The organism is Leptospira alstonii serovar Sichuan str. 79601 (genome assembly GCF_000347175.1).
GTDB classification, from domain to species: domain Bacteria; phylum Spirochaetota; class Leptospiria; order Leptospirales; family Leptospiraceae; genus Leptospira; species Leptospira alstonii.
Genome location: NZ_ANIK01000008.1, coordinates 22,064 through 41,289, shown reverse-complemented (window position 1 = coordinate 41,289; position 19,226 = coordinate 22,064). Strand labels below are relative to the sequence as shown.

The window sequence follows — 19,226 nt, the reverse complement described above, 5'->3', positions numbered from 1 at the left end:
AATTAAAATTGAACCGTATAAACGACCGTAGGCGTAATTTCCGTAAGCCCGTTAAGCGGACTTCTCGTTACAGCGGCTGAAAATTTCCATCCCGCCGGATTGGGATCTGAAAGTAAGGATTGTATCTTTTCGTAATCCCTGGCTAATAAAAACGTATAAATCAATTGTAATCCGTAAACGGCGCCTAACAACCATTGGGCTTGGTTGTATTGGGATGTAGCGCGGTCATAGTTGCTGAAATAAGGATTTGTTGCGGTTGCAGTGACCAAAATTCTCGTAACGAGAGCGGTTGCGCGGATCGTTTCATCGGAAGTGACCGGATTTAAATTCGGATCGACGAACGCGGCAACGGTAATTGCGGCGGAATTGGTTTTATAATTGTTTTCTTCCGTTACGGCTTTTTCTTTACAATTGTTGGCGTATAACGCAGCGCCGGCGAATAATAAAAAGCTGATCATCGCCCATCTTTTTTGTCCTACTTTCCATTGACCCCAACCAGGAAGAATTGCGGATCTGCCGGTTACACTCCATTTCGTTTCTTTCCAAGTATATGAAGTTGCAGTTTGTTCCGTTTTGTTATCGACGGGCAATTTCGCATTAACGGCTTTTTTTGGTTCGTCTTTTTTTGGATCCTTCAAATTGATTTCGGAAATTTCGTTTTTAAGAATGGTTCGTACTTTCCCGTTGATTTCTATTTGAACTTCGGATCTCGATTGACTTACGATTTTACCCTGAAGTGTTTTTCCGTTTTTAAGAACGATCGTACTTGCTGGCAACGGTAAAGAGATCAGAATCATTAAAATGAAAACTCCCGAAGAAGTTATACGTTTAGACATTCGAGACATATAATTATGATTCTTAATCATGGAATTTTAGAATTCATCTTTTATACAAGAAATTATCTTTTTGCTTGAAAAAACAAGTAGGAATCGGCGATCCTTTCATACCGTGGCAAACACTTCCGAGTTGGAAAAACTCTACAACCACAATAAAGATGATTTATTTCATTATATAAAAAAGTCTTTCTACGACGAAAATTCTGCACAAGACATTCTGCACGATTCGTTCCTAAACTTTTTTCGATATTATGAAAATAAAGGCATCCCCGATCCTACTTCTTGCAGGATGATTCTTTTTAGAATCGCTAGGAATTTAATTATTAACCACGCAAAATCCTACTATCAACGAAATGTATCTCTGATAGGCGAAGATACGGGCAATAATTTTGCGTCTAAATCCCCAAGCCCGGAATTTTCCGTAATGGAAAAAATCGATCAAGCGGACGTCAAAAATACGATGAGTTCTCTTTTAGAAAAGATTTCTCCGGAATACAAAGAGGCTTTGCTTTTAAGATATCAGCAGGATTTGAAACTGGATGAGATTTCTAAAATTCTTGGGATGAGTATATCCGGCGTTTCTAGACTTATCGAAAGGGCCGAGAAAGCCTTGGCTCAAGAAGGCAAAAAGATAGGCTTCCTACCTGGAAACTACATATAGAATCTTCTGTTCGATCGTCTTATATTTTAAAAAAGAAAGAATTCAGACTGCTGGTGATAAAAAAAAATCAGAAATGAAAAAAAAAAGCTCAAATAGACTTCCTAAGTTTGTTTAACAAACAGGAAGCAGACGGAATGAATCCCAGAATCTGGGAAGCATGAATATGGAAGAACATAAGACAAATCTCCCCGAATTTGAAGGGTACGCGAGATTCCTTAAAGAAAAGGATTCCGTAACTCAACTCCCTGCTTTCGATCCAAATTGGATCGGAGTGAAACCTCGCTTTATCGTGGAAGATAAAGTTATGAGTGTTCCGACCGATACAAAAGTTCTTCATTTTTCAAAGCTTATGTCATTCGCGGCGGCGGCCATATTATTATTTGCGATCGGAGTTTGGATTAGTTTTCGGATTTCGAAATCTGAGCCTGAGATCGTTCAAGGAACTCCTCTAAAAGCGGTGGTGATTTTTGTAAAAGGTCAAGTCTCCGTTATGCGAGACGTTGAGACAAGGTTACATCAAGGCGATCTTTTGAATGAATCGGATATCGTTTTGACCAATGCCGGTGGTGCGTTGGATATCGGTTTAACCGATTCAAGCGTAATTCGTGTAAAAGAAAATAGCAGATTGATTTTGAAAGAGCTTAGAGAAAACGACAACGGTTCTCAAATTAGAATGAACTTAGCATCCGGTAGATTGTTGAACGTAGTTGAGAAGGAAAAGAAAGGGAGCAGTTTTTACATAGAAACCGCTTCCGCGGTTGCGGCCGTGAGGGGAACTTCTTTCGAAGTAGACGCTTCCGAGAGCGAGTCCGTAATTTTCGTAGTGGAAGGAGCGGTGGAAGTAACTTCTTTAAACGTCGACGGGAAAGTATATATCTTGGAAACGACTAAACGTGTAACCGTAAATAAGGACGGAGAAACTGAGTCGATTGATCTTTCTAAACTAAAAGCCACACTTCCCGAGTACAAAGACATGAAAAAGAATCTTGAAAATCTGGATAGTGAACTTCTTCTAGACGTTCGGAATTTGAAATCCGCGACAACCGAAGAGGAATTGAGCAGGATTTATGACCTTAGTATTGAACGTATCATTTTGAAAGACGGAAGAGAGTTGAGAGGTGTTGTCGTTTCTCAGAAAAAAGGGAAGCTGGTGGTTCAGACTTTGAAAGGTTCTTATATTCTGGATGAGGAGGCCGTGGATAAGATCAAATATTGACTTGATCCCGAACTTTTACATTTTTATAAAAACGGAAGGCCGTTTGAAGTTGGTTTCAAACGGCCTTTTATTTTTGATGAAAGAATATTCTAAAATTCTAATTAAGGGAGCCTCTAAAAACCCGCATTTTTTTGAAAATCTATATTAGAGTTGTTGAAAATTCCATAATGGAGGTTAACAAAACTGCTTCAATCGTCCATTTCAATGAAGCAAAAACAGATGAGGAATTAATCTTTCAACAACTCTAATATAGAATGTTTTAGAAGAGCGTTTTGCGCCTATCCAAATATCGAAACGGAAGTTTTTAGAGGTTCCCTTAAGAGTCGATGTGATCGTAGATCCATAAATCTAAGGACCAGGTACCTCCTCCGAAAAGCAAAAGTGCGATTCCTATGGAAACCCCGAGAATGTGATATTCAAATCCTTCTCCGCCTTGATTGCCGAACCAATTCATAAAAAAGCCGATTTCTTTGTGAGTCCATCCGGCCACTGCCAATGTACATGTAATTCCCAATACGGAAAGTCTTGTGAAAAAACCCAATAGAAGCGCGATAGATCCGAAAAATTCGAATACGATCGCTAAGATGGCGAGCGCGGTCGGAAATCCGGCGATATTTACCAGATAATCCATGGAAGCTTCGTAACCTACACCGCCGAACCAACCCAAAAGTTTTTGAGCGCCATGGGGAAATATGCAGATTGCGAGGCCCAATCTAAGAAAAAAAGGGGGGTAGGATTCTTGGGTTGAGAAGAAACTTTGAATCATAAAGGGCTCCTGAGAATTCTATCCGTTGTCAGTGTTTGAAATAGAGAAGAAAACAAAAAATTACAGTGAAACGTGTTTGTGGGAACTCCCACATTTTTAAACGAACGGTAAACTCGGATCTCTTCCGTGCCCTTGAAATGTGGGAACTCCTGCAAATTTCCTCCAAGGTTTTGGAACAAACTCATAGTGAGATAGAGCGGGATAAAAAAGCGTGTTTCGTAAAATAAAAGGGGGAGTTCCCACATTTTAGAAAATTATGTCTCATTTAATGGAGATGGGAAGGAATCCTTTAACAAAAAATGATCTCTTTGGTACCGGAATTTGAATGCGGGTGTCGAAATGAGATTTTTACAAAAATGAAATACGAGTTTATACTAGACATAAGTGCAATTTAGAATTTGAGATTTATTGAAAATCTCTCTCAAAACATTAGGATGTGGGAACTCCTGCATTTTTAGAAAAACGGATTCGGATTGGAGATACGAAAGGAACCTTACAAGTCCTAACTTGTGGATAAGGACAGTTTTACCGGTTATTTTGATCGGATCAAACTGGGTTCTCCGTTAAAATCGTTGTCGAATTCCCCCAATTCTAAAAATCTGGCATAAGATTATTTGGCGGAACATTCATGTCTGAAGAAACTCAAGAAAAGAAAAACAAAAAGATCAATAAAATGACCGTAGCGGAAATTAACTCTGCAATTCAAACCTCAAAAGAGAAAATGAACGGCTCTTCCAGTAAATACATTTTGCATCTCAATGCAAGATTGGAAGAACTCGCGACAAAAGGTAAGAAATAATTTCCTAACTCCGGTCCGTCGGTTTTCGGCGGTTCGGGTCCGCGCCGTTTTTACCTTTCTGAACTTTTCTACCCTTGCTTCAATTCATCGACATAAAACACCAATACGCTTCGGCCGTATTGTTTAGCGGATTTTCCTGGCATATCAAACCCGGTTCGCGCGTTTGTCTCGTCGGTCCGAACGGATCCGGCAAATCGACTTTATTTAAAATCGCAGAGGGAAAGTTCGTCCCGGACGACGGAACTGTGGCAAAATCGAAAAATACCGAAATTTCGGTATTTCAACAACTTCCCGATTTCGATCCGGAAGCCTCGGTCATCGACACCGCATTAGAAAAACATAAACATTATCGCGAATATTCAGATCGGTTGAAGGGAATCAATTGCAAGTTCGATCTTGTTCCCCACGATTCTAAAGAATTCACCGCAGTTCTAGACGAACAAAGCTCTCTGGAAGAATACGCTTTTACGTATGGAGTTCACGAGCTTGAAGCCAAGGCCCGCAAGGTTTTAGGCGGATTAGGGTTTTCTAATGTTCAAATGGAAATGAAAGTCCGGGAATTTTCTCCCGGTTATCAACACCGTTTAGGTCTTGCGATCACCCTTTTGAATCCGAGCAATTTATTGTTGTTAGACGAGCCTACGAACCATTTGGATAATGCGTCGAAAGAATGGCTGGCGGCTTATCTTAATTCCACCGGACAATCTTTCGTGCTCGTGACTCACGATCCCGAATTTTTGAATGCGACTTGCGATACGATCGCCGAACTTTCCCCTTCCGGAGTGATCGAATTTCGGGGAACACTGGAAGAATACTTCGAGCACAAGAACGAACTTCAAGAAAAACTTCGAGCCCAGTTTCAAAAGGAAGAGGCCTATCTCGAAAAAAGAATGGAATGGATCGAACGATTTCGTTCGAAGGCTACGAAGGCTAGACAAGTTCAATCCGCGATCAAAAAACTCGAAAAAAGAGATAAGATAGAAGCACCTCAGGAATCCTTCTGGAATTCCAAGTCGGATTATCGTTTTAATTTTATTTCCTCGGGAAAAATAACCGTAAGGATCGAAGACGGAGGTTTTTCGTATTCCGGTAAAGCTCCGCTCATTTTTAGCGACGCTAATCTGGAAATTTCCGCGGGCGATAAGATCGCCGTTGTCGGCCCGAACGGAGCGGGAAAGTCCACGTTCCTTCGTTGTTTATTAGAAATTCATAAACTGACTTCGGGAAAAATTTATTACGGACCGAAGACAAAAATCGGTTACTTCTCTCAAAATCATCACGAAGAATTGGATCCTTCCAAAAATCTGCTTCAAACCGTGATGTCCGCTTATCCGGATCTTACGGAACAACAGGCAAGAAGTCTTCTCGGTTATTTTTCTTTTTCGGACGATTCCGTTTACAAACAAACCAGTCTTCTTTCGGGAGGGGAACAAAGTCGTCTTCGTCTCGCGATGCTCGTTCGTTTTCCCGCCAACTCGATTTTTTTGGACGAGCCCACCAACCATTTGGATCTTGTCGTTCGGGATAACCTGCTTCGAGCTTTGATGGCTTACGAGGGTTCCCTTTTGATCATTTCCCACGATCCGGAATTTTTGAAGGATCTTTGTAATCGTACGATTTCCGTGGACAAAGGGCAAATCCGAGACTTTAACTGTACGTTCGCCGATTATCTCAAATACGATCTGGAAGAGACGGCGCCTTCGAAACTGCAAGGTGGAAGTTCCTCTTCGAAAAAAGAGCAAGTCGATCAAACTCGTTCTAAAAAAAATTCGGACAAAAACCGAATCAAAAAAATTCAGAAAGAATTGGAACAGATAGAAACCAAAATTGAACTTTTGGAAAAGTCAAAAAAAAACTTGGAAGAAGTGTTGGCCGATCCCGGCTTTTTTAAGAATCGTAGTTATCAATTGGAACTAGACAACTTAAACGAAGCTAAAAACGAAATCACACGTTTGACATCCGAATGGGAGTCGCTTCAATTCGAGTTGGAGGAACTTTCAGATCAGTCTAAGCCGTAACCCGATCGGAATCCGTTGAAACGACGATTACGTATCCTAAAAAACGATCCTTTGTTTTGAAATACCTTTATCGTATAATAAGAGGTTTTTGAGATTGATACGCGTACGCCTTAGAATCCATTTGAATTTGAAGTTTGATTGATTGTAATCGGACAACTGATTTGGCGATATCCTATTCTATTTTTATATTGAGGAACATGTTGTATGACCCCTAAAGAACTGAAATCGAGATTGGATTTGAGAGAAACAGGTAAGGACTCGTTTTATCTTTTGGACGTGAGAAACCCGAACGAAGTGGAAATTTGTACGATCGAAGGAACCGATCTTCTGATTCCGGTCGGAGAACTTTCGAACAGACTTTCCGAGATCGATCCTTGGAAAGAATCCGGTAAGGACGTGATCGTGTATTGTCGTTCCGGAGGACGTTCCGGCGTTGCATGTGGGATTTTAAAACAATCCGGCTTTGCAAAGACGCATAACGTGGAAGGCGGGATTCTGCTTTATTCGGACGATGTGGATTCTTCGCTTACGAAATACTGAAAGTCGATCCCTATTCAAAACCAAAGACGTGTCGTCGTTTTTATACTCCGGCTGTAAATTATGAGTTAGGCGAGCAGTTTTGCGAATAATTTTAGCGTAGTGTTACGGACGTCCGTGTCCGCTTTTCAGTTAATGTTTCGTAAATTGGAAAATACACACTATTTTGCATATAAAGATATGTATTGACATGAGTATTCATTTTTGAGTATTTTATGAATAGATGGAGTTCGAATGGGATCCTGTAAAAAATGAAGAAAATCTGCGAAAGCACGGGATAGGCTTCTTAGAAGCTCAAAGAGATTTTTGGGACCCGAATCGGATAATTACTTTGGATGTTCTCATTCTTCAGATTTCGAAAAGAGATACTTTTGCTTTGGTCTTATTGATTCATATGTATCAACTGTAAGATTTACAGTAAGAAACGATAAGATTAGGATTATCGGAGCAGGTTATTGGAGGCAGGGTAAGAAAGTTTATGAAAAAGAAAACAAAATACACTGATGCACCGACATCAATTTCATCTTCTATAAAATCGTCTATGGTAATTGAAGATTTCTTGCCTCCACCAAATAGACTTGTTTTGAAGGAGGATAACTCAAGGATTACAATTGTTCTTAGTAAAAAGAGTATTTCATTCTTCAAAGAGCAGTCCAAGAAGTCCGGAATTCCTTATCAGGCAATGATTAAAAAGGTATTGGACTTATACGCTGAGTATTATGCTCATAAATAGAGTTGTTGAAAAATTCCATAGTTCAGATTAACAAAACTGCTTTAATCGACCATTTATGGTTTAATTTTACTATTGGGAACCTCGCCTAACTTTTGTTACTGTACTTCGGTATTACTGATCTCTATAAAATTGAGTACCGTAAATTTTCATCGCAAAACACCGTTTCAACGCAAAGTATTGGGCACTTTCTTATATAACTTACGAGTAAATGCAACAAATGAAGATGAACCGACCTGGATACCGTATTGCACTGAAAGTCGAAAACGAACTTCTTGTCTTTGAGTGATATGTATTAGACTTTGGGAATGTGATTTCTACGTTTCGGAGAAATTTACGCGCAAAGGATCGATGCGGAGTCAATAAATTTGTGATTCGGTTCTTTTCGTATATAAAGAGAGATTCGAAATTTATTGACTGAAGCTGAGAGCCTGGTGGTCGGGCGGTTTCAAAAAGACTTTTTTTTATCGAAAAGTTTAGCCCGACCATGCGCCCACGTTATTTCGTGAAACATAATTTCCGCTTACGACGTTCATTCCCCTAAAAGAATTTTTCGGAAATACGAAAAACCTTCCGCTAAGGGATCGTCCTTTCCGCCTCGGCGACGTTTGAGCATATTCGTAAGATCTAATACCATCAATCCGTACATCCAAGCCCACATCGTTCTTGCGATCGCGGGATATTCCGCTTTGCGAAGTTTGAATTCGCGGCTGGTACAGCCGTTCCGAATGGTCTCTAAGAATACTCGATAACTGGTGGGTAAACTCGGAAACGCTTTTCTGTGCATATGTCCGTGAACCGTATTAAACATCACTTTGTGCAGTTCTTTGTTGTTTAAGGAAAAATCCCAATAAGCCCGTGCGATTCCGGCTAACTGTTCAAATGCGCTCTTTCCGTTTTTCTGAGCGTTCCGCAAAAGTTGGGTCAGCTCGGTTTCTCCCTTGGCGATTAGTATCTGAATGATTTCTTCCTGGCTCTTAAAATGAGAATACGGACTTGCTACGCTACAATCTAATTTTTCGGCGATCTTTCTCATCGAGAGTCCGTCGATCCCTTCTTCTTGTAGGATCTCCATCGCTACCTGAACGATGTTTTCCCGATTCAGACTGTTTCTGGATCTTCTTTTGTGGCGAACTACAGTAGTCATTGTGTTGAGTTTTTACTTTATCAAAAAGGTCAGGCTGCGATCTTTAGAGAGTCGTTTCTCTTTAGTTTTTTCGGGTTGGCTTTGATGATCCCAACTTTATGCGACCCCTGTGCGATCTGAAAGCAAAAATCCACTTCCCAAAATAGGCTTTTTTTGAGGACTTGGACAAAAACGAGTAAACTGAGTAGAATCGTCTGTTTTTGAGGCTTTTTTCTAGTTTTGTAGGTGGCATCCGTGGTGGCAAAAAAGGCTGTAAAAAAGAAATTTGTGGGAACTCCCACATCTAAATCTTCGAAGGTTTCCAACAAATCTGTGGGAACTACTACTTCCATTCGAAAAAAAGAAACGTCTTCATCTCTGAAACCCGGATCAAAGAATCGAAAGCCACCTAAATCGACCGGAAAATCCTCTTTCAACGGGAAGAAAACCGCCGCCATATCCATGCGAGGGAAAGAGATTGATTTCTCACGGGATTCTCAAGGGGCCTCTGCGCCTTGGAATTTAAACGGAGAAGGTTTTTTATTTCCTCTTTGGGCAAAAAAGGACTACAACCGGGAAATGGGATTTTTCACCGACGAGGATTCCAAACAATATCTAGGCGGACTGGGTTCCTTGATGCTCGTAAACTATGAGTCGAGCGACGTAGGTCCTTATTACGAACTTCTTTATGTTCCCGGAAGTTTCGAATACAAGAACGATTCCTACAAACGAATTACCCGCATTTTTGTCTCCAGTCAGAAGTCGGTGGAAGAAGGAATTCGCAACTGGGCTATTCCCAAAGAAAAGGCCGATTTTATTTGGACTCAAGAAGGAAACAGAACTAAAATTTCCGTCCTTCGCGGGGGAAAGGAATTCTTTCGGGTAACGATTTTGATCAAAAGTTTTTTCTTTCCGGTCACGACAAAAATTCTTCCTTATACTCTGCTTCAAAAGTCTTCGGACGGATATTTGCGCACTCGATTTGTCGGAAAAGGCAAAGGAAGAATCGCTACGATTCTGGAAATTTGGAGCGACGAGGCGGTTTTTCCGGACGCGATTAAAGGCGGAATTTTTAAGACGGGAATTTATACGAATCCGTTCGAACTCGTGTTTTCTCAGGCGAACAAGGTCGACTAACGTTCGAGGTTGTTTTGCGCGACTTTGAGCGGTTTTGCGTAACGTGTGTGGACGAGTTTGCTTTTGCGAGCGACTAAGAATTTAAAAATTGGAATATTAGAATTATCAGGAGTAATTATGGAAGAAGCGGTCATACTGGACGGAATTAGAACGCCGTTCGGAAATTTCGGAGGAACTTTGAAGGACCTCAGTGCGGTGGATTTGGGGGTTTTGACTTCTAAGGCGATCTTGGAAAAAACGGGAGTTTCTCCGGATGCGATCGGAGAATCCATTTTTGGAAACGTGATTCCGACCGGAAAAGAGGCGATTTACCTCGCCCGTCATATCGGTTTGAAAACCGGTCTTCCTTTGGGAGTTCCGGCATTGACTCTCAATCGTCTCTGCGGTTCCGGTATGGAAGCGATCATTCAGGCCGCAAAAAAAATCTATCTCGGAGACGCGGACGCGGTTCTTGCGGGAGGTGTGGAATCTATGAGCAACGCGCCTTACGTTGTGCGAAACGCTCGTTGGGGAGTTCGTTACGGTTCCGCGGAATTTGAAGATACTCTGGAACAAGGACTCACCGATCAATACGTAGGTTTGATCATGGGGCAGACTGCGGAGAATCTTGCGGATCAGTATAAAATTTCCAGACAAGAACAAGACGAATGGGCGGCGACTTCTCAAACTCGCGCGGAGAAGGCGACGATAGAAGGTCGTTTGAAAGAGGAAATTCTTCCGGTGACGGTCGGAGGTAAAAAACCGATTACATTAGAAAAAGATGAATTTATTAAGGGCGCTGCTGGCGCCGAAAAACTCGGAACCTTGAAAGCCGTATTTCGAGACGGCGGAACCGTAACTGCGGGAAATGCTTCCGGTTTGAACGACGGGGCCGCGGCTACGATCGTAACTTCCTCTTCTTACGCAAAAAAGATCGGTAAAAAACCGCTCGCGATTATTCGCGGTTACGGTCACGCGGGTTGTGACCCCGCGAAGATGGGCATCGGTCCTGCGCTTGCGATTCCTGCTGCGTTAAAAAAAGCGGGCCTGAAACTTTCGGATATGAGCCTTGTGGAAGTCAACGAAGCCTTTGCCGCTCAATATCTCGCCGTTCAAAAAGAACTCGGTCTTAACCCGGATATTACCAACGTAAACGGAGGAGCCGTTGCGATCGGACATCCTTTGGGGGCTTCGGGCGCGAGAGTTACGATCACTCTTGCCTACGAACTTCGAAGAAGAAAAGCAAAGTATGGCGTTGCTTCTCTTTGTATCGGAGGCGGTCAAGGAATTGCAATCGTCTTGGAAAATCCGGAAGCGTAAGTTAAGGATTTCGTCTAACGTTTTATCCGAAAGCCCGGCGATCCCGGGCTTTTTCTTTGGAGGAATTCAAATTGGTTTTTTGAATGATCCGCTTGAAAAAACGAGTCCCTACAGTTCGGCGAAAACTCATATAGCAAAAAATCTCCCATGTTTGAGATAAAAATTTTTATAAACCAATTTCGATGGTTCGCGTTAGTCGCTCTTTTAGGCTTCAATCGGGAAATCGTCTCCGAATGTTCCCAATGTTATACAATCGTTTACGTTCAAACGATGGAAAAATCGGGTAAAAAAGGAAACTTCTTCTTCGACGTGCGTCCGGAAATAGAGGATTCCGCTGGAAAACTCCCCCCGATCCGTTTGAACGGTTCGGGACCGTTCGGGGAGCTTGAAATCGATAATGTATGGAAAAGAACCGGATCGGTTATCTTTTATCGAAAGATACGGAGATCTACCGATGAGTTCGGAGATAAATCCTATTGCAGTCGACAGAACGGCTTTACTATAAAGGCCGCTTCAATCCGCCGAATAACGATTATTCGACACATTCAGGATGTATATTCGCCGATCCGTCCTTGTAAGAGCGAAAGAAAATAGCGTAATGAAATGTGAGGAGACGGAACGGGTAGGATTTGAATTCGTTTAAAAATTTTCCGATATTTTATCCTTTTGCGTAAATCGGAGTTCAATGGGAGAAATTGTTTCATTGTAAAGCCCTATCCACCGGTCCCTGGAATGAATGCAGGAGTTCCCACAAAACTTTGAAAACGATTGGATTTTTATCTGAAAACGGGGTAACTTCCAAGATTGGTTTTAAAAGTGAAAAGATTTCGAATTCATTCGAAGTTGGTCCTACTTCTAAGACCGAATGGATTTCCTTTCAAGCGTCTGCGTAGGATTTAGCTTTCGTACCTTCTTGACGGTAAAGGATTCTCTTCGAATCCTGCATACAGAGCTTTTAGTTCCAGGTTCCAATACCGATTTCGAGGCCGTACTGGAAGAGCAAATTCCGGCTATCGGCGATCCAGGCGGGAATGCCAGGAACCATCGGATGAGCTCAATTTCGACCAAGGTGTGCTATAGAAATGGAATTTGCACTTTCCAGTGAACAGAAAGAGTTACGTGATCTTACCAGAAAATTTGCCAAAGAAGAAATTCGTCCTAAGGCTGAACATCACGATCATACGGGAGAATATCCACTCGAAATCTTAAAAAAAGCCTGGGAAATCGGGCTGATGAATCTTCATATCGAACCCCGATTTAACGGGGCGGGTATGTCCGAACTTGACGGGGTTGTTATCGGAGAAGAATTATTCTGGGGATGTTCCGGTGTGGCGACAGCAATTCTTGCAAACAATCTCGCCTTAGCCCCCGTTCTTCTCGGAGCAAGCGATAGGATCAAAAAAGAATTCATTCAACCGATGACGGAGGAATTTAAACTCGCGGCTTATGCGGTGACCGAACCGGGGGCGGGATCGGATGTCGCGGCGATTCGTACCTCCGCAAAAAAAGTCGGAGACGAATACATAATCAACGGTTCTAAAATGTGGATCACGAATGCGGGATACGCGGACTGGCTTTTCGTTCTTGCAAAAACCGATCCTTCCGCAGGTCACAAAGGGATCACCGGATTTATTGTGGATGCAAAATCTCCCGGAATCATCGTAGGAAAGAAGGAAATCAACATGGGACAGAAATGTTCCGACACCCGCGGAATTACATTCGAAGACCTGAAAGTTCCCGCGTGGCAGATGGTTGGGCGAGAGGGCGAGGGTTTTAAAATCGCTATGGGAGCTTTCGATTGCACTCGTCCCGGAGTTGCGATCGGCGCCGTAGGAGTTGCACGTGCCGCGATGGAACATGCCATCGACTACGCAAATACGCGTAATACTTTCGGTCGTCCGATCATGGACAATCAAGGAATTTCTTTTATGATCGCTGAGATGGCCCGCGACATCGAAGCCGGAAGGCTTCTTTGTTATCAAGCGGCTTGGATAATCGATAATGGTTTCAGAAACACATATCAAGCGTCGATTGCGAAAATGTTCTGCGCGGATATGTGTATGAGGATTTGTACGGACGCGGTTCAAGTTCTAGGAGGATACGGATTTAACACCGAATATCCGGTTGAAAAATTAATGAGGGATGCAAAGATTTTCCAAATTTACGAAGGTACTTCTCAAATTCAAAGAATGATCGTTTCTCGTTTCCTCGCCGACGGAAAGGGAATCGAGGGGCCGAATCTCTGAAAGAATTTTCTCTCACATTCGAGGAATTTTCCGCGCTTGCGGAGCGCGGAAATTTAATTCCCGTCTTCAAACAGATTTTTCTGGATATGGAGACCCCGGTCTCCCTGTTTGCAAAATGGGGCTGCGAATCTTCGCAGAATTCTTTCCTCCTCGAATCCGTGGAAGGCGGAGAAAAACAGGGAAGAAATTCTTTCCTCGGTAAAAATCCTTCTCGTCTTCTTCAAGGCAAGAACGGACTTTTTTACGTTACAATCGGAAACGAACCCGCGACCGAAATCATCACTTACGATCCTTTGGTTCTTTTGGAAAATCTTCTCGGAAACGACATTTACGTCCAAGACCATCGTCTTCCTCCGTTTGCAGGCGGCGCCGTAGGATTTTTGTCCTTTGCGGCGGTTCGTTATTACGAGAATATTCCGGATACGAAACCGGACGACGAAGACGCCCCCGATTGTTACTTTGCGATCTGCGACGAACTTCTCGTAGTCGATCATATCGATCACGTTTTAAGAATTGTGGTTAACGCAAGGATCGGAGAGTATCCTTCCCTGAAAGAATGTTACGATTCCGTAATCGACAAAATCGATTCCATCGAAAATGAAATCATCAACGGAGTCGTTCCGGAAGAGATTAGAAATCCTAAAAAAGTAAACGGAACTTTACAATTAAACCCGAATATTCCGGACGAGGAATATAAGAAAAATGTGGAGAAAGCAAAGGAATACATCCAGGCCGGGGATATCTTTCAGGTCGTCCCTTCCCGAAAGTTACAATTCAAACCCGAGGTTTCTCCCTTTCAAATTTATCGCGGCTTAAGAACCGTAAATCCGAGTCCTTATATGTATTATCTTAAGTTAGGTGAGATTACCATTGTCGGAAGTTCTCCGGAAATTATGGTGAAATACGCGGGCAATCAGACGTATCTTCGTCCGATCGCGGGAACTCGTCCGCGCGGCGCAAATTCGAACGAAGACAAATTCTTGGAGGAAAATCTCCTTTCCGATCCTAAAGAAATATCGGAACATATCATGCTCGTAGATCTCGGGCGTAACGATCTCGGTAGGGTTTGTAAACCGGGAAGCGTTCGTGTGAACGACTTTAAGGTTATTGAAAAGTATTCGCACGTTATGCACATTGTAAGTCAGTGTTCGGGCGAACTTGACGAGGAAAAAACGATCTACGATTTGATCCGCGCGACGCTTCCGGCAGGAACCGTTTCTGGCGCTCCGAAAATCCGCGCGATGGAAATCATCGACGAACTCGAAACGACTCGAAGGGCGATCTATTCGGGAGCTTTGGGTTATATCTCATTTTCCGGAGAAAGCGATCTCGCCATCATCATTCGTACGATCGTATTTTACGGGGACACCGCGTTCCTACAAGCGGGCGGCGGAGTTGTCTATGATTCGGTCCCCGAATTGGAACTGGAAGAAACAAAAAACAAAATGGCCGCCCTTTTAAAAGCGGTGGAGTTCGCGAGAAACGGACTCAAAGGGGAATGGAAATAATGCTTCTCCTGATCGATAATTACGATTCTTTTACATACAATCTCTACCAGTATTTCTGTCAGATCGGAAACGTAGTCGAAGTTTATCGAAACGACAAAATCACGTTAGACGAAATTAAGGAACTCGCACCGAAAGGGATCATTCTTTCTCCGGGCCCGGGCCGTCCCGAGGATTCCAAAGTTTGTTTGGAAGTGATCCGCGAACTCGGCGGTAAACTTCCCATCCTCGGAGTTTGTCTCGGACATCAGGCGATCGGCCTCGTTCACGGAGGTAAAATCGTATCGGCTCCTTCGATTATGCACGGAAAAATTTCCCTCATCGAACACGACGGAAAGGATATCTATAAGGGAATTTCTTCTCCTTTCGTCGCGACTCGTTATCATTCTCTCGTCATTCAACCGGAAAGTGTACCGCCGGAACTTGAAGTGGCTTCTAAAACTCCGGACGGGGTGATTATGGGAATCCGCCACAAAACCAAAAAACATCTTTACGGAGTTCAGTTTCATCCCGAATCCATCATGACCAACGCGGGTCTGGATCTGATCAGAAACTTTTCCTCGATCATTCAGGAGTTATGAAGTTTTTTTTCAGACTTCTATCCTATTCCGTACATTACAAATATCGATTCACATTGGGAATCGTGTTCGCATTGTTGACCGCCGTTTTAAACGCGGTTTCCCTCACCGCGCTCATTCCCTTATTCGATTCCCTCGGAAACGACAAACAAACCCGTTTTCAACTTCAGACGACTTTGCCCGAGCAGAGAATTCTTCTCAAACAAAAAGTGTTCGGCAAGGATTCCTTGGACGGACTGGAAAGAACCAAACTTCTTTTGATCGACGCGAAAGAATGGGTGAACGATAGAACCAAAGGACTCGAACCGAAAGAGGTCGTTTGGGCGATCTGTGTCATCGTTATGCCTTTGTACGTTCTCAAGTTGATCGCGTATTTGTTATCCGTGTTTTGTATCGCGACCGCGGGATATAAGGCCGTACGCGACATTCGACAAGAACTCTTTGAAAAGAATCAGCTTCTTCCTTTAACTTACTTTTTTAAGGAAAAAACCGGTTTGATGATGAGTAGAATCATCAACGACGTGGAAATCGTTGCGGCGGTGATTTCCAGCAATTTCAGGGACGCTACGATTAACTTTTTCTACGTAGTAACGCACTTAATGGTTTTATTATATTTAAATACCGAATTATTGTTGATTGCTTGTCTTACGGTTCCGGTCATCATTCTTCCCGTGACTTTATTTACGAGAAAGATCACCAAATCCACCGCTAGATTTCAGGAGAAGATGGCCGATCTGAACGCGAATATTCAAGAGATGATTTCGGGAATCAAGGTGATCCGCGTTTTTAATTCGGAAAAGTACGAACAGGAAAAATTCGGAAAGATCAATCAAAACGTTTACCGGAGAAATTTTAAAGGTCAGTTTTATCTTCAGATCGCTCCGTCTTTGGTGGAGTTGACTTCTTCGATCGTGGTTCTCGGTTTTTTTGCGGCGGGTGCGAGCCTCATTTACAACGGAAGGTTCACTCAAGGCGAGTTTATGGCCTTTCTTTTGACTCTTCTTTTTTTACTCAGACCTCTTACTCAGCTTTCTCAGATGGTCGGAAAGATCACTCAATCGGTAACTTCGGGAAAAAGAATTTTCGAGATCATCGATCTGGAAACGGAAGATCATAGTGAAGAAAGTAAGGTTGGAGCCGCTCCTCTTGCACAAAATATCGAATTTAAGAATTTATTCTTCTCTTATCCGGGAACCGCAACCGCGGTTTTAAAGGATATCAATCTCAAAGTGAAAAAGGGCGAGACGATCGCTCTCATCGGTGCGAGCGGTTGTGGAAAGTCCACATTGATGGACTTGATTCCGAGATTTTTCGATCCTACTTCCGGATCGATCGAGTTTGACGGAATCGATATTCGCGACTTAAGTCTAGGAGATCTTCGTAAAAAAATCGGGATCGTAACTCAGGATATCTTTCTATTTCACGGTTCCGTCGCGGATAACATCGCCTACGGAAAACCGGGCGCGACCCGCAAGGACGTGATTCGCGCAGCGCGGCTTGCACACGCTCACGACTTTATCAAAAAGATGGATAACGGATACGACAGCATCTTAGGAGTTCGTGGACTCAATCTTTCCGGCGGACAAAGACAAAGACTTGTGATCGCAAGAGCCCTTCTTCGAGATCCGGAGATTATGATCTTGGACGAGGCAACTTCCGCCCTCGACGTCGAATCGGAAAGATTGGTAAGCGACGCACTGCGAAGATTGTATGCGAACCGAACTACATTCGTAATTGCTCATAGACTTTCCACGATCAAGGACATTTCGAGAATCATCGTGATGGACAACGGAAAAATCGTGGAGGAGGGGGATCATAATTCCTTATATGAGCAAAACGGAATTTACCGAAAACTTTCCGACAATCAATTTGCGGCCAATAACGGAGTATTACCATGAAGAAGATCGTTTTGATCGTGGACGACAACGACCGTTACGCGAACAATCTCAAAGTTTGGTTTGAAAAAAAGGGATTTGAAACCGTAAGAGCCGTGGACGCCGCTCAGGGTTGGGAAATTTATTCCAAAGATAAAAATCGATTTCATACGATCGTAACCGATATCACGATGGAAACCCAGACGTCGGGACTTTGGATGATCCGGAAGATTCATAAGGACGGTTATAGGGGAAATAAAATCATCGCCACAACCGGTTTTGATTTTCCGGGTGTGATGTTTTTCTCCTCTTGGATACTGCCTCGGTTTGCTGGAATCGGTTGGATGGTTCCGAAAGTCCCTTTGAAGGAAGGAACGGTCGTGTTCCTTCCCACTTCTTTAAAACGAAACGTATCTTTCGAATCAGTTCTCTAAGGGGGGACCTTCTTCCGCGGAAGGTTCCGTGTTGTCGTTCGAAGGAGCGCTCGGATCGGTTTCTTCCATTTCGGAAGCGGGAGTGAATCTGTTCGGCTTTCTTTTAAATCTTTTCCCTTTTTTCTCTTTCATTTCCTTTGGAGGAGGAACGATCGTTCTGATTTTCAGATATCCTCCAAACACCCAAGACTCGAACGTTTCGTAATAACTTTCCGGATTTTTAGATTCTAAAAGAAGAAGATAATAATGATCTTCCGCGAATTTATCTCCGACTTTTTGGATGAATCTGCGATCGCTCTTTTTCAGGATTTTTCCGACTTCTCCGGCGGAAAGGGGACGCAGTTTACGGGAAGTGGGATACGGATTTTCCTGAGACGAGGCTCCTTCCACGTTTACGGTTCCGAATTGATAAAAAGCCTTTCTAAGATGCAATTGCGCCAAAATTCTTTGGGATAATTCATCGGAAGTCGAATTTTCTAATATTCTAATGAATGAATACGTTCCGTAAAGACTCGTATTTTGGCCGATCGCTTCGATGATATTTTTTACGTATTGGGGTTTTGTTTCCAAGGTTTGTTCCAATATTCTCAAGGAAGCGCGCGTCTTATGAACCCCAAGAGCTTCGATCGCGATTTTTTGAAGTTCCAGATCATCGGAATTCAGATACGTTTTGAAAAGTTTAAGATCTTCGTTTATCTGAAACGCCGCGAGTCCCAAGATGGAGGCTTTTACGATTTCTCGTCTGGAAGAGCGAATTCCCTGCCGCAGAAGAATGTCTCTTGCCGAAGGGTCCTTGGTTTTACCCATTCCTCTCCAAGAGGAAAATTGAATATCCGGATCGTTGGATTTGATTCCGTTGAAAAAATAATCCAGGGAAGAGGGCGATCCGATATCGGCTAACGCTTTGTAGGCGGCTTGCCTGACGGCTTCCCCGTCCCTCTCGATAACGTGATGTAGAGTTTTTACTCCGCCTTTGCCCATTCTTCCGATCGCTAAAACCGCCGCGGCCCTGACTCTCGGAATCTGATGAGTGAGAGCCATTCGGTCCAGAACCTTATAACGTTTTTCGGTTTCCGCTCGAAAAACCGTAAGAATTCCTTTTTTGATCAAAAGATCGTATTCGATTTCCTGCCGTTCTTTGGGAGTTAGATCCTTTCTTTTTCTTTTTTCATAGGAGGAAATTCCGTCCGATTCTTCCGTGAGGTTTCTGGGATCGTCTATGTTCAAACTTCCCGAAGTATTTTCGTTCGTTGGCGATTCTTCTTCCGGCTCGGAATTTTCCGTGGAATCTTCCGAAGTGTCCGTTCTCTGAAAAAAACTTTGGTCTTGAAAAAGTTTGCTGAACGATTCCGCTTTCAATCCGGAAAAGTTTAGGGAAGAAAGAAAAATAACGTAAAGAGATAAGTTTTGCAGTTTGGAAAATGAGAACATCGGGTGCCTTTGATGGTTAAGATTTTTCGCAAG

At 43.0% G+C, this 19,226-nt stretch carries 19 protein-coding genes; 14 read left to right on the top strand and 5 right to left on the bottom strand.

What is annotated here, in order from left to right:
• Positions 1 to 2: 2 nt before the first annotated feature.
• Positions 3 to 845 carry an LA_0442/LA_0875 N-terminal domain-containing protein gene (locus tag LEP1GSC194_RS02425; protein ID WP_164481570.1) on the bottom strand — a complete coding sequence of 281 codons (843 nt, stop codon included), beginning with the start codon at positions 843 to 845 and terminating at the stop codon, positions 3 to 5.
• A 103-nt stretch (positions 846 to 948) separates the two neighbouring features.
• On the opposite strand from LEP1GSC194_RS02425, the gene LEP1GSC194_RS02420 reads away from it, so the two are divergent.
• Positions 949 to 1,497: an RNA polymerase sigma factor gene (locus LEP1GSC194_RS02420; protein ID WP_036040922.1), complete on the top strand. Its 549-nt coding sequence runs from the start codon at positions 949 to 951 to the stop codon at positions 1,495 to 1,497.
• Positions 1,498 to 1,660: 163 nt separating this feature from the next.
• Entirely contained in the window at positions 1,661 to 2,713 is a 1,053-nt protein-coding gene (locus tag LEP1GSC194_RS02415) for a FecR family protein (protein ID WP_020772120.1), read from the top strand.
• A gap of 316 nt (positions 2,714 to 3,029) precedes the next feature.
• Here the strand turns inward: LEP1GSC194_RS02415 and LEP1GSC194_RS02410 are convergent, their stop codons facing one another.
• Complete coding sequence (locus LEP1GSC194_RS02410) at positions 3,030 to 3,479, bottom strand: DoxX family protein (protein WP_017809732.1); 450 nt, start codon at positions 3,477 to 3,479, stop codon at positions 3,030 to 3,032.
• A gap of 628 nt (positions 3,480 to 4,107) precedes the next feature.
• On the opposite strand from LEP1GSC194_RS02410, the gene LEP1GSC194_RS21910 reads away from it, so the two are divergent.
• From LEP1GSC194_RS21910 to LEP1GSC194_RS02385, 4 genes are all read left to right on the top strand, one after another.
• Positions 4,108 to 4,278 (top strand): hypothetical protein, encoded by a 171-nt coding sequence (locus LEP1GSC194_RS21910; protein ID WP_020772174.1) that lies wholly within the window; start codon positions 4,108 to 4,110, stop codon positions 4,276 to 4,278.
• A gap of 74 nt (positions 4,279 to 4,352) precedes the next feature.
• Positions 4,353 to 6,296 carry an ABC-F family ATP-binding cassette domain-containing protein gene (locus tag LEP1GSC194_RS02400; RefSeq protein ID WP_036040888.1) on the top strand — a complete coding sequence of 648 codons (1,944 nt, stop codon included), beginning with the start codon at positions 4,353 to 4,355 and terminating at the stop codon, positions 6,294 to 6,296.
• 204 nt (positions 6,297 to 6,500) lie between these two features.
• Positions 6,501 to 6,836: a rhodanese-like domain-containing protein gene (locus LEP1GSC194_RS02395; RefSeq protein ID WP_020772191.1), complete on the top strand. Its 336-nt coding sequence runs from the start codon at positions 6,501 to 6,503 to the stop codon at positions 6,834 to 6,836.
• Positions 6,837 to 7,311: 475 nt separating this feature from the next.
• A complete protein-coding gene (locus LEP1GSC194_RS02385) occupies positions 7,312 to 7,566 on the top strand; it encodes a CopG family transcriptional regulator (protein ID WP_173644570.1) in 255 nt (84 codons plus the stop codon).
• Positions 7,567 to 8,095: 529 nt separating this feature from the next.
• Here LEP1GSC194_RS02385 and LEP1GSC194_RS02380 read toward each other — a convergent pair.
• Complete coding sequence (locus LEP1GSC194_RS02380; RefSeq protein ID WP_020772167.1) at positions 8,096 to 8,710, bottom strand: TetR/AcrR family transcriptional regulator; 615 nt, start codon at positions 8,708 to 8,710, stop codon at positions 8,096 to 8,098.
• A gap of 29 nt (positions 8,711 to 8,739) precedes the next feature.
• The gene (locus LEP1GSC194_RS22830) at positions 8,740 to 9,147 is read right to left on the bottom strand and encodes a hypothetical protein (RefSeq protein WP_020772172.1); all 408 of its coding nucleotides are present in this window, start codon (positions 9,145 to 9,147) and stop codon (positions 8,740 to 8,742) included.
• 4 nt (positions 9,148 to 9,151) lie between these two features.
• On the opposite strand from LEP1GSC194_RS22830, the gene LEP1GSC194_RS02370 reads away from it, so the two are divergent.
• The 8 genes from LEP1GSC194_RS02370 (at position 9,152) to LEP1GSC194_RS02335 (ending at position 17,762) form a co-directional block, all read left to right on the top strand.
• The gene (locus LEP1GSC194_RS02370; protein WP_020772210.1) at positions 9,152 to 9,826 is read left to right on the top strand and encodes an acetoacetate decarboxylase family protein; all 675 of its coding nucleotides are present in this window, start codon (positions 9,152 to 9,154) and stop codon (positions 9,824 to 9,826) included.
• 117 nt (positions 9,827 to 9,943) lie between these two features.
• Positions 9,944 to 11,125 carry an acetyl-CoA C-acetyltransferase gene (locus LEP1GSC194_RS02365; protein ID WP_020772199.1) on the top strand — a complete coding sequence of 394 codons (1,182 nt, stop codon included), beginning with the start codon at positions 9,944 to 9,946 and terminating at the stop codon, positions 11,123 to 11,125.
• Between the two features lie 147 nt (positions 11,126 to 11,272).
• The gene (locus LEP1GSC194_RS02360) at positions 11,273 to 11,719 is read left to right on the top strand and encodes a hypothetical protein (RefSeq protein ID WP_020772136.1); all 447 of its coding nucleotides are present in this window, start codon (positions 11,273 to 11,275) and stop codon (positions 11,717 to 11,719) included.
• A gap of 488 nt (positions 11,720 to 12,207) precedes the next feature.
• The gene (locus LEP1GSC194_RS02355) at positions 12,208 to 13,371 is read left to right on the top strand and encodes an acyl-CoA dehydrogenase family protein (RefSeq protein ID WP_020772165.1); all 1,164 of its coding nucleotides are present in this window, start codon (positions 12,208 to 12,210) and stop codon (positions 13,369 to 13,371) included.
• Positions 13,372 to 13,457: 86 nt separating this feature from the next.
• A complete protein-coding gene (gene trpE / locus LEP1GSC194_RS02350) occupies positions 13,458 to 14,879 on the top strand; it encodes an anthranilate synthase component I (RefSeq protein ID WP_020772182.1) in 1,422 nt (473 codons plus the stop codon).
• Positions 14,879 to 15,457 carry an anthranilate synthase component II gene (locus LEP1GSC194_RS02345; protein ID WP_020772181.1) on the top strand — a complete coding sequence of 193 codons (579 nt, stop codon included), beginning with the start codon at positions 14,879 to 14,881 and terminating at the stop codon, positions 15,455 to 15,457. Before trpE ends, LEP1GSC194_RS02345 begins: the two co-directional genes overlap by 1 nt.
• Entirely contained in the window at positions 15,454 to 17,352 is a 1,899-nt protein-coding gene (locus LEP1GSC194_RS02340) for an ABC transporter ATP-binding protein (protein ID WP_020772142.1), read from the top strand. Before LEP1GSC194_RS02345 ends, LEP1GSC194_RS02340 begins: the two co-directional genes overlap by 4 nt.
• Positions 17,349 to 17,762, top strand: coding sequence for a response regulator (locus LEP1GSC194_RS02335; RefSeq protein ID WP_017808340.1), 414 nt, complete (start codon positions 17,349 to 17,351; stop codon positions 17,760 to 17,762). Before LEP1GSC194_RS02340 ends, LEP1GSC194_RS02335 begins: the two co-directional genes overlap by 4 nt.
• On the opposite strand, the gene LEP1GSC194_RS02330 is transcribed toward LEP1GSC194_RS02335, so the two are convergent.
• Positions 17,751 to 19,193, bottom strand: coding sequence for a HEAT repeat domain-containing protein (locus LEP1GSC194_RS02330; RefSeq protein WP_020772141.1), 1,443 nt, complete (start codon positions 19,191 to 19,193; stop codon positions 17,751 to 17,753). The genes LEP1GSC194_RS02335 and LEP1GSC194_RS02330 overlap by 12 nt on opposite strands.
• Positions 19,194 to 19,226 lie beyond the last annotated feature (33 nt).

Excerpts from the sequence above, each read along its gene's own strand:
- LEP1GSC194_RS02370 (WP_020772210.1), top strand. The coding sequence starts at position 9,152 with ATGCGAGGGAAAGAGATTGATTTCTCACGGGATTCTCAAGGGGCCTCT.
- trpE (WP_020772182.1), top strand. The coding sequence starts at position 13,458 with ATGGAGACCCCGGTCTCCCTGTTTGCAAAATGGGGCTGCGAATCTTCG.
- LEP1GSC194_RS02345 (WP_020772181.1), top strand. The coding sequence starts at position 14,879 with ATGCTTCTCCTGATCGATAATTACGATTCTTTTACATACAATCTCTAC.
- LEP1GSC194_RS02355 (WP_020772165.1), top strand. The coding sequence starts at position 12,208 with ATGGAATTTGCACTTTCCAGTGAACAGAAAGAGTTACGTGATCTTACC.
- LEP1GSC194_RS22830 (WP_020772172.1), bottom strand. The coding sequence starts at position 9,147 with ATGGCGGCGGTTTTCTTCCCGTTGAAAGAGGATTTTCCGGTCGATTTA.
- LEP1GSC194_RS02380 (WP_020772167.1), bottom strand. The coding sequence starts at position 8,710 with ATGACTACTGTAGTTCGCCACAAAAGAAGATCCAGAAACAGTCTGAAT.
- LEP1GSC194_RS02410 (WP_017809732.1), bottom strand. The coding sequence starts at position 3,479 with ATGATTCAAAGTTTCTTCTCAACCCAAGAATCCTACCCCCCTTTTTTT.
- LEP1GSC194_RS02365 (WP_020772199.1), top strand. The coding sequence starts at position 9,944 with ATGGAAGAAGCGGTCATACTGGACGGAATTAGAACGCCGTTCGGAAAT.
- LEP1GSC194_RS02360 (WP_020772136.1), top strand. The coding sequence starts at position 11,273 with ATGTTTGAGATAAAAATTTTTATAAACCAATTTCGATGGTTCGCGTTA.
- LEP1GSC194_RS02385 (WP_173644570.1), top strand. The coding sequence starts at position 7,312 with ATGAAAAAGAAAACAAAATACACTGATGCACCGACATCAATTTCATCT.
- LEP1GSC194_RS02340 (WP_020772142.1), top strand. The coding sequence starts at position 15,454 with ATGAAGTTTTTTTTCAGACTTCTATCCTATTCCGTACATTACAAATAT.
- LEP1GSC194_RS02415 (WP_020772120.1), top strand. The coding sequence starts at position 1,661 with ATGGAAGAACATAAGACAAATCTCCCCGAATTTGAAGGGTACGCGAGA.
- LEP1GSC194_RS21910 (WP_020772174.1), top strand. The coding sequence starts at position 4,108 with ATGTCTGAAGAAACTCAAGAAAAGAAAAACAAAAAGATCAATAAAATG.
- LEP1GSC194_RS02425 (WP_164481570.1), bottom strand. The coding sequence starts at position 845 with ATGTCTCGAATGTCTAAACGTATAACTTCTTCGGGAGTTTTCATTTTA.
- LEP1GSC194_RS02330 (WP_020772141.1), bottom strand. The coding sequence starts at position 19,193 with ATGTTCTCATTTTCCAAACTGCAAAACTTATCTCTTTACGTTATTTTT.
- LEP1GSC194_RS02335 (WP_017808340.1), top strand. The coding sequence starts at position 17,349 with ATGAAGAAGATCGTTTTGATCGTGGACGACAACGACCGTTACGCGAAC.
- LEP1GSC194_RS02395 (WP_020772191.1), top strand. The coding sequence starts at position 6,501 with ATGACCCCTAAAGAACTGAAATCGAGATTGGATTTGAGAGAAACAGGT.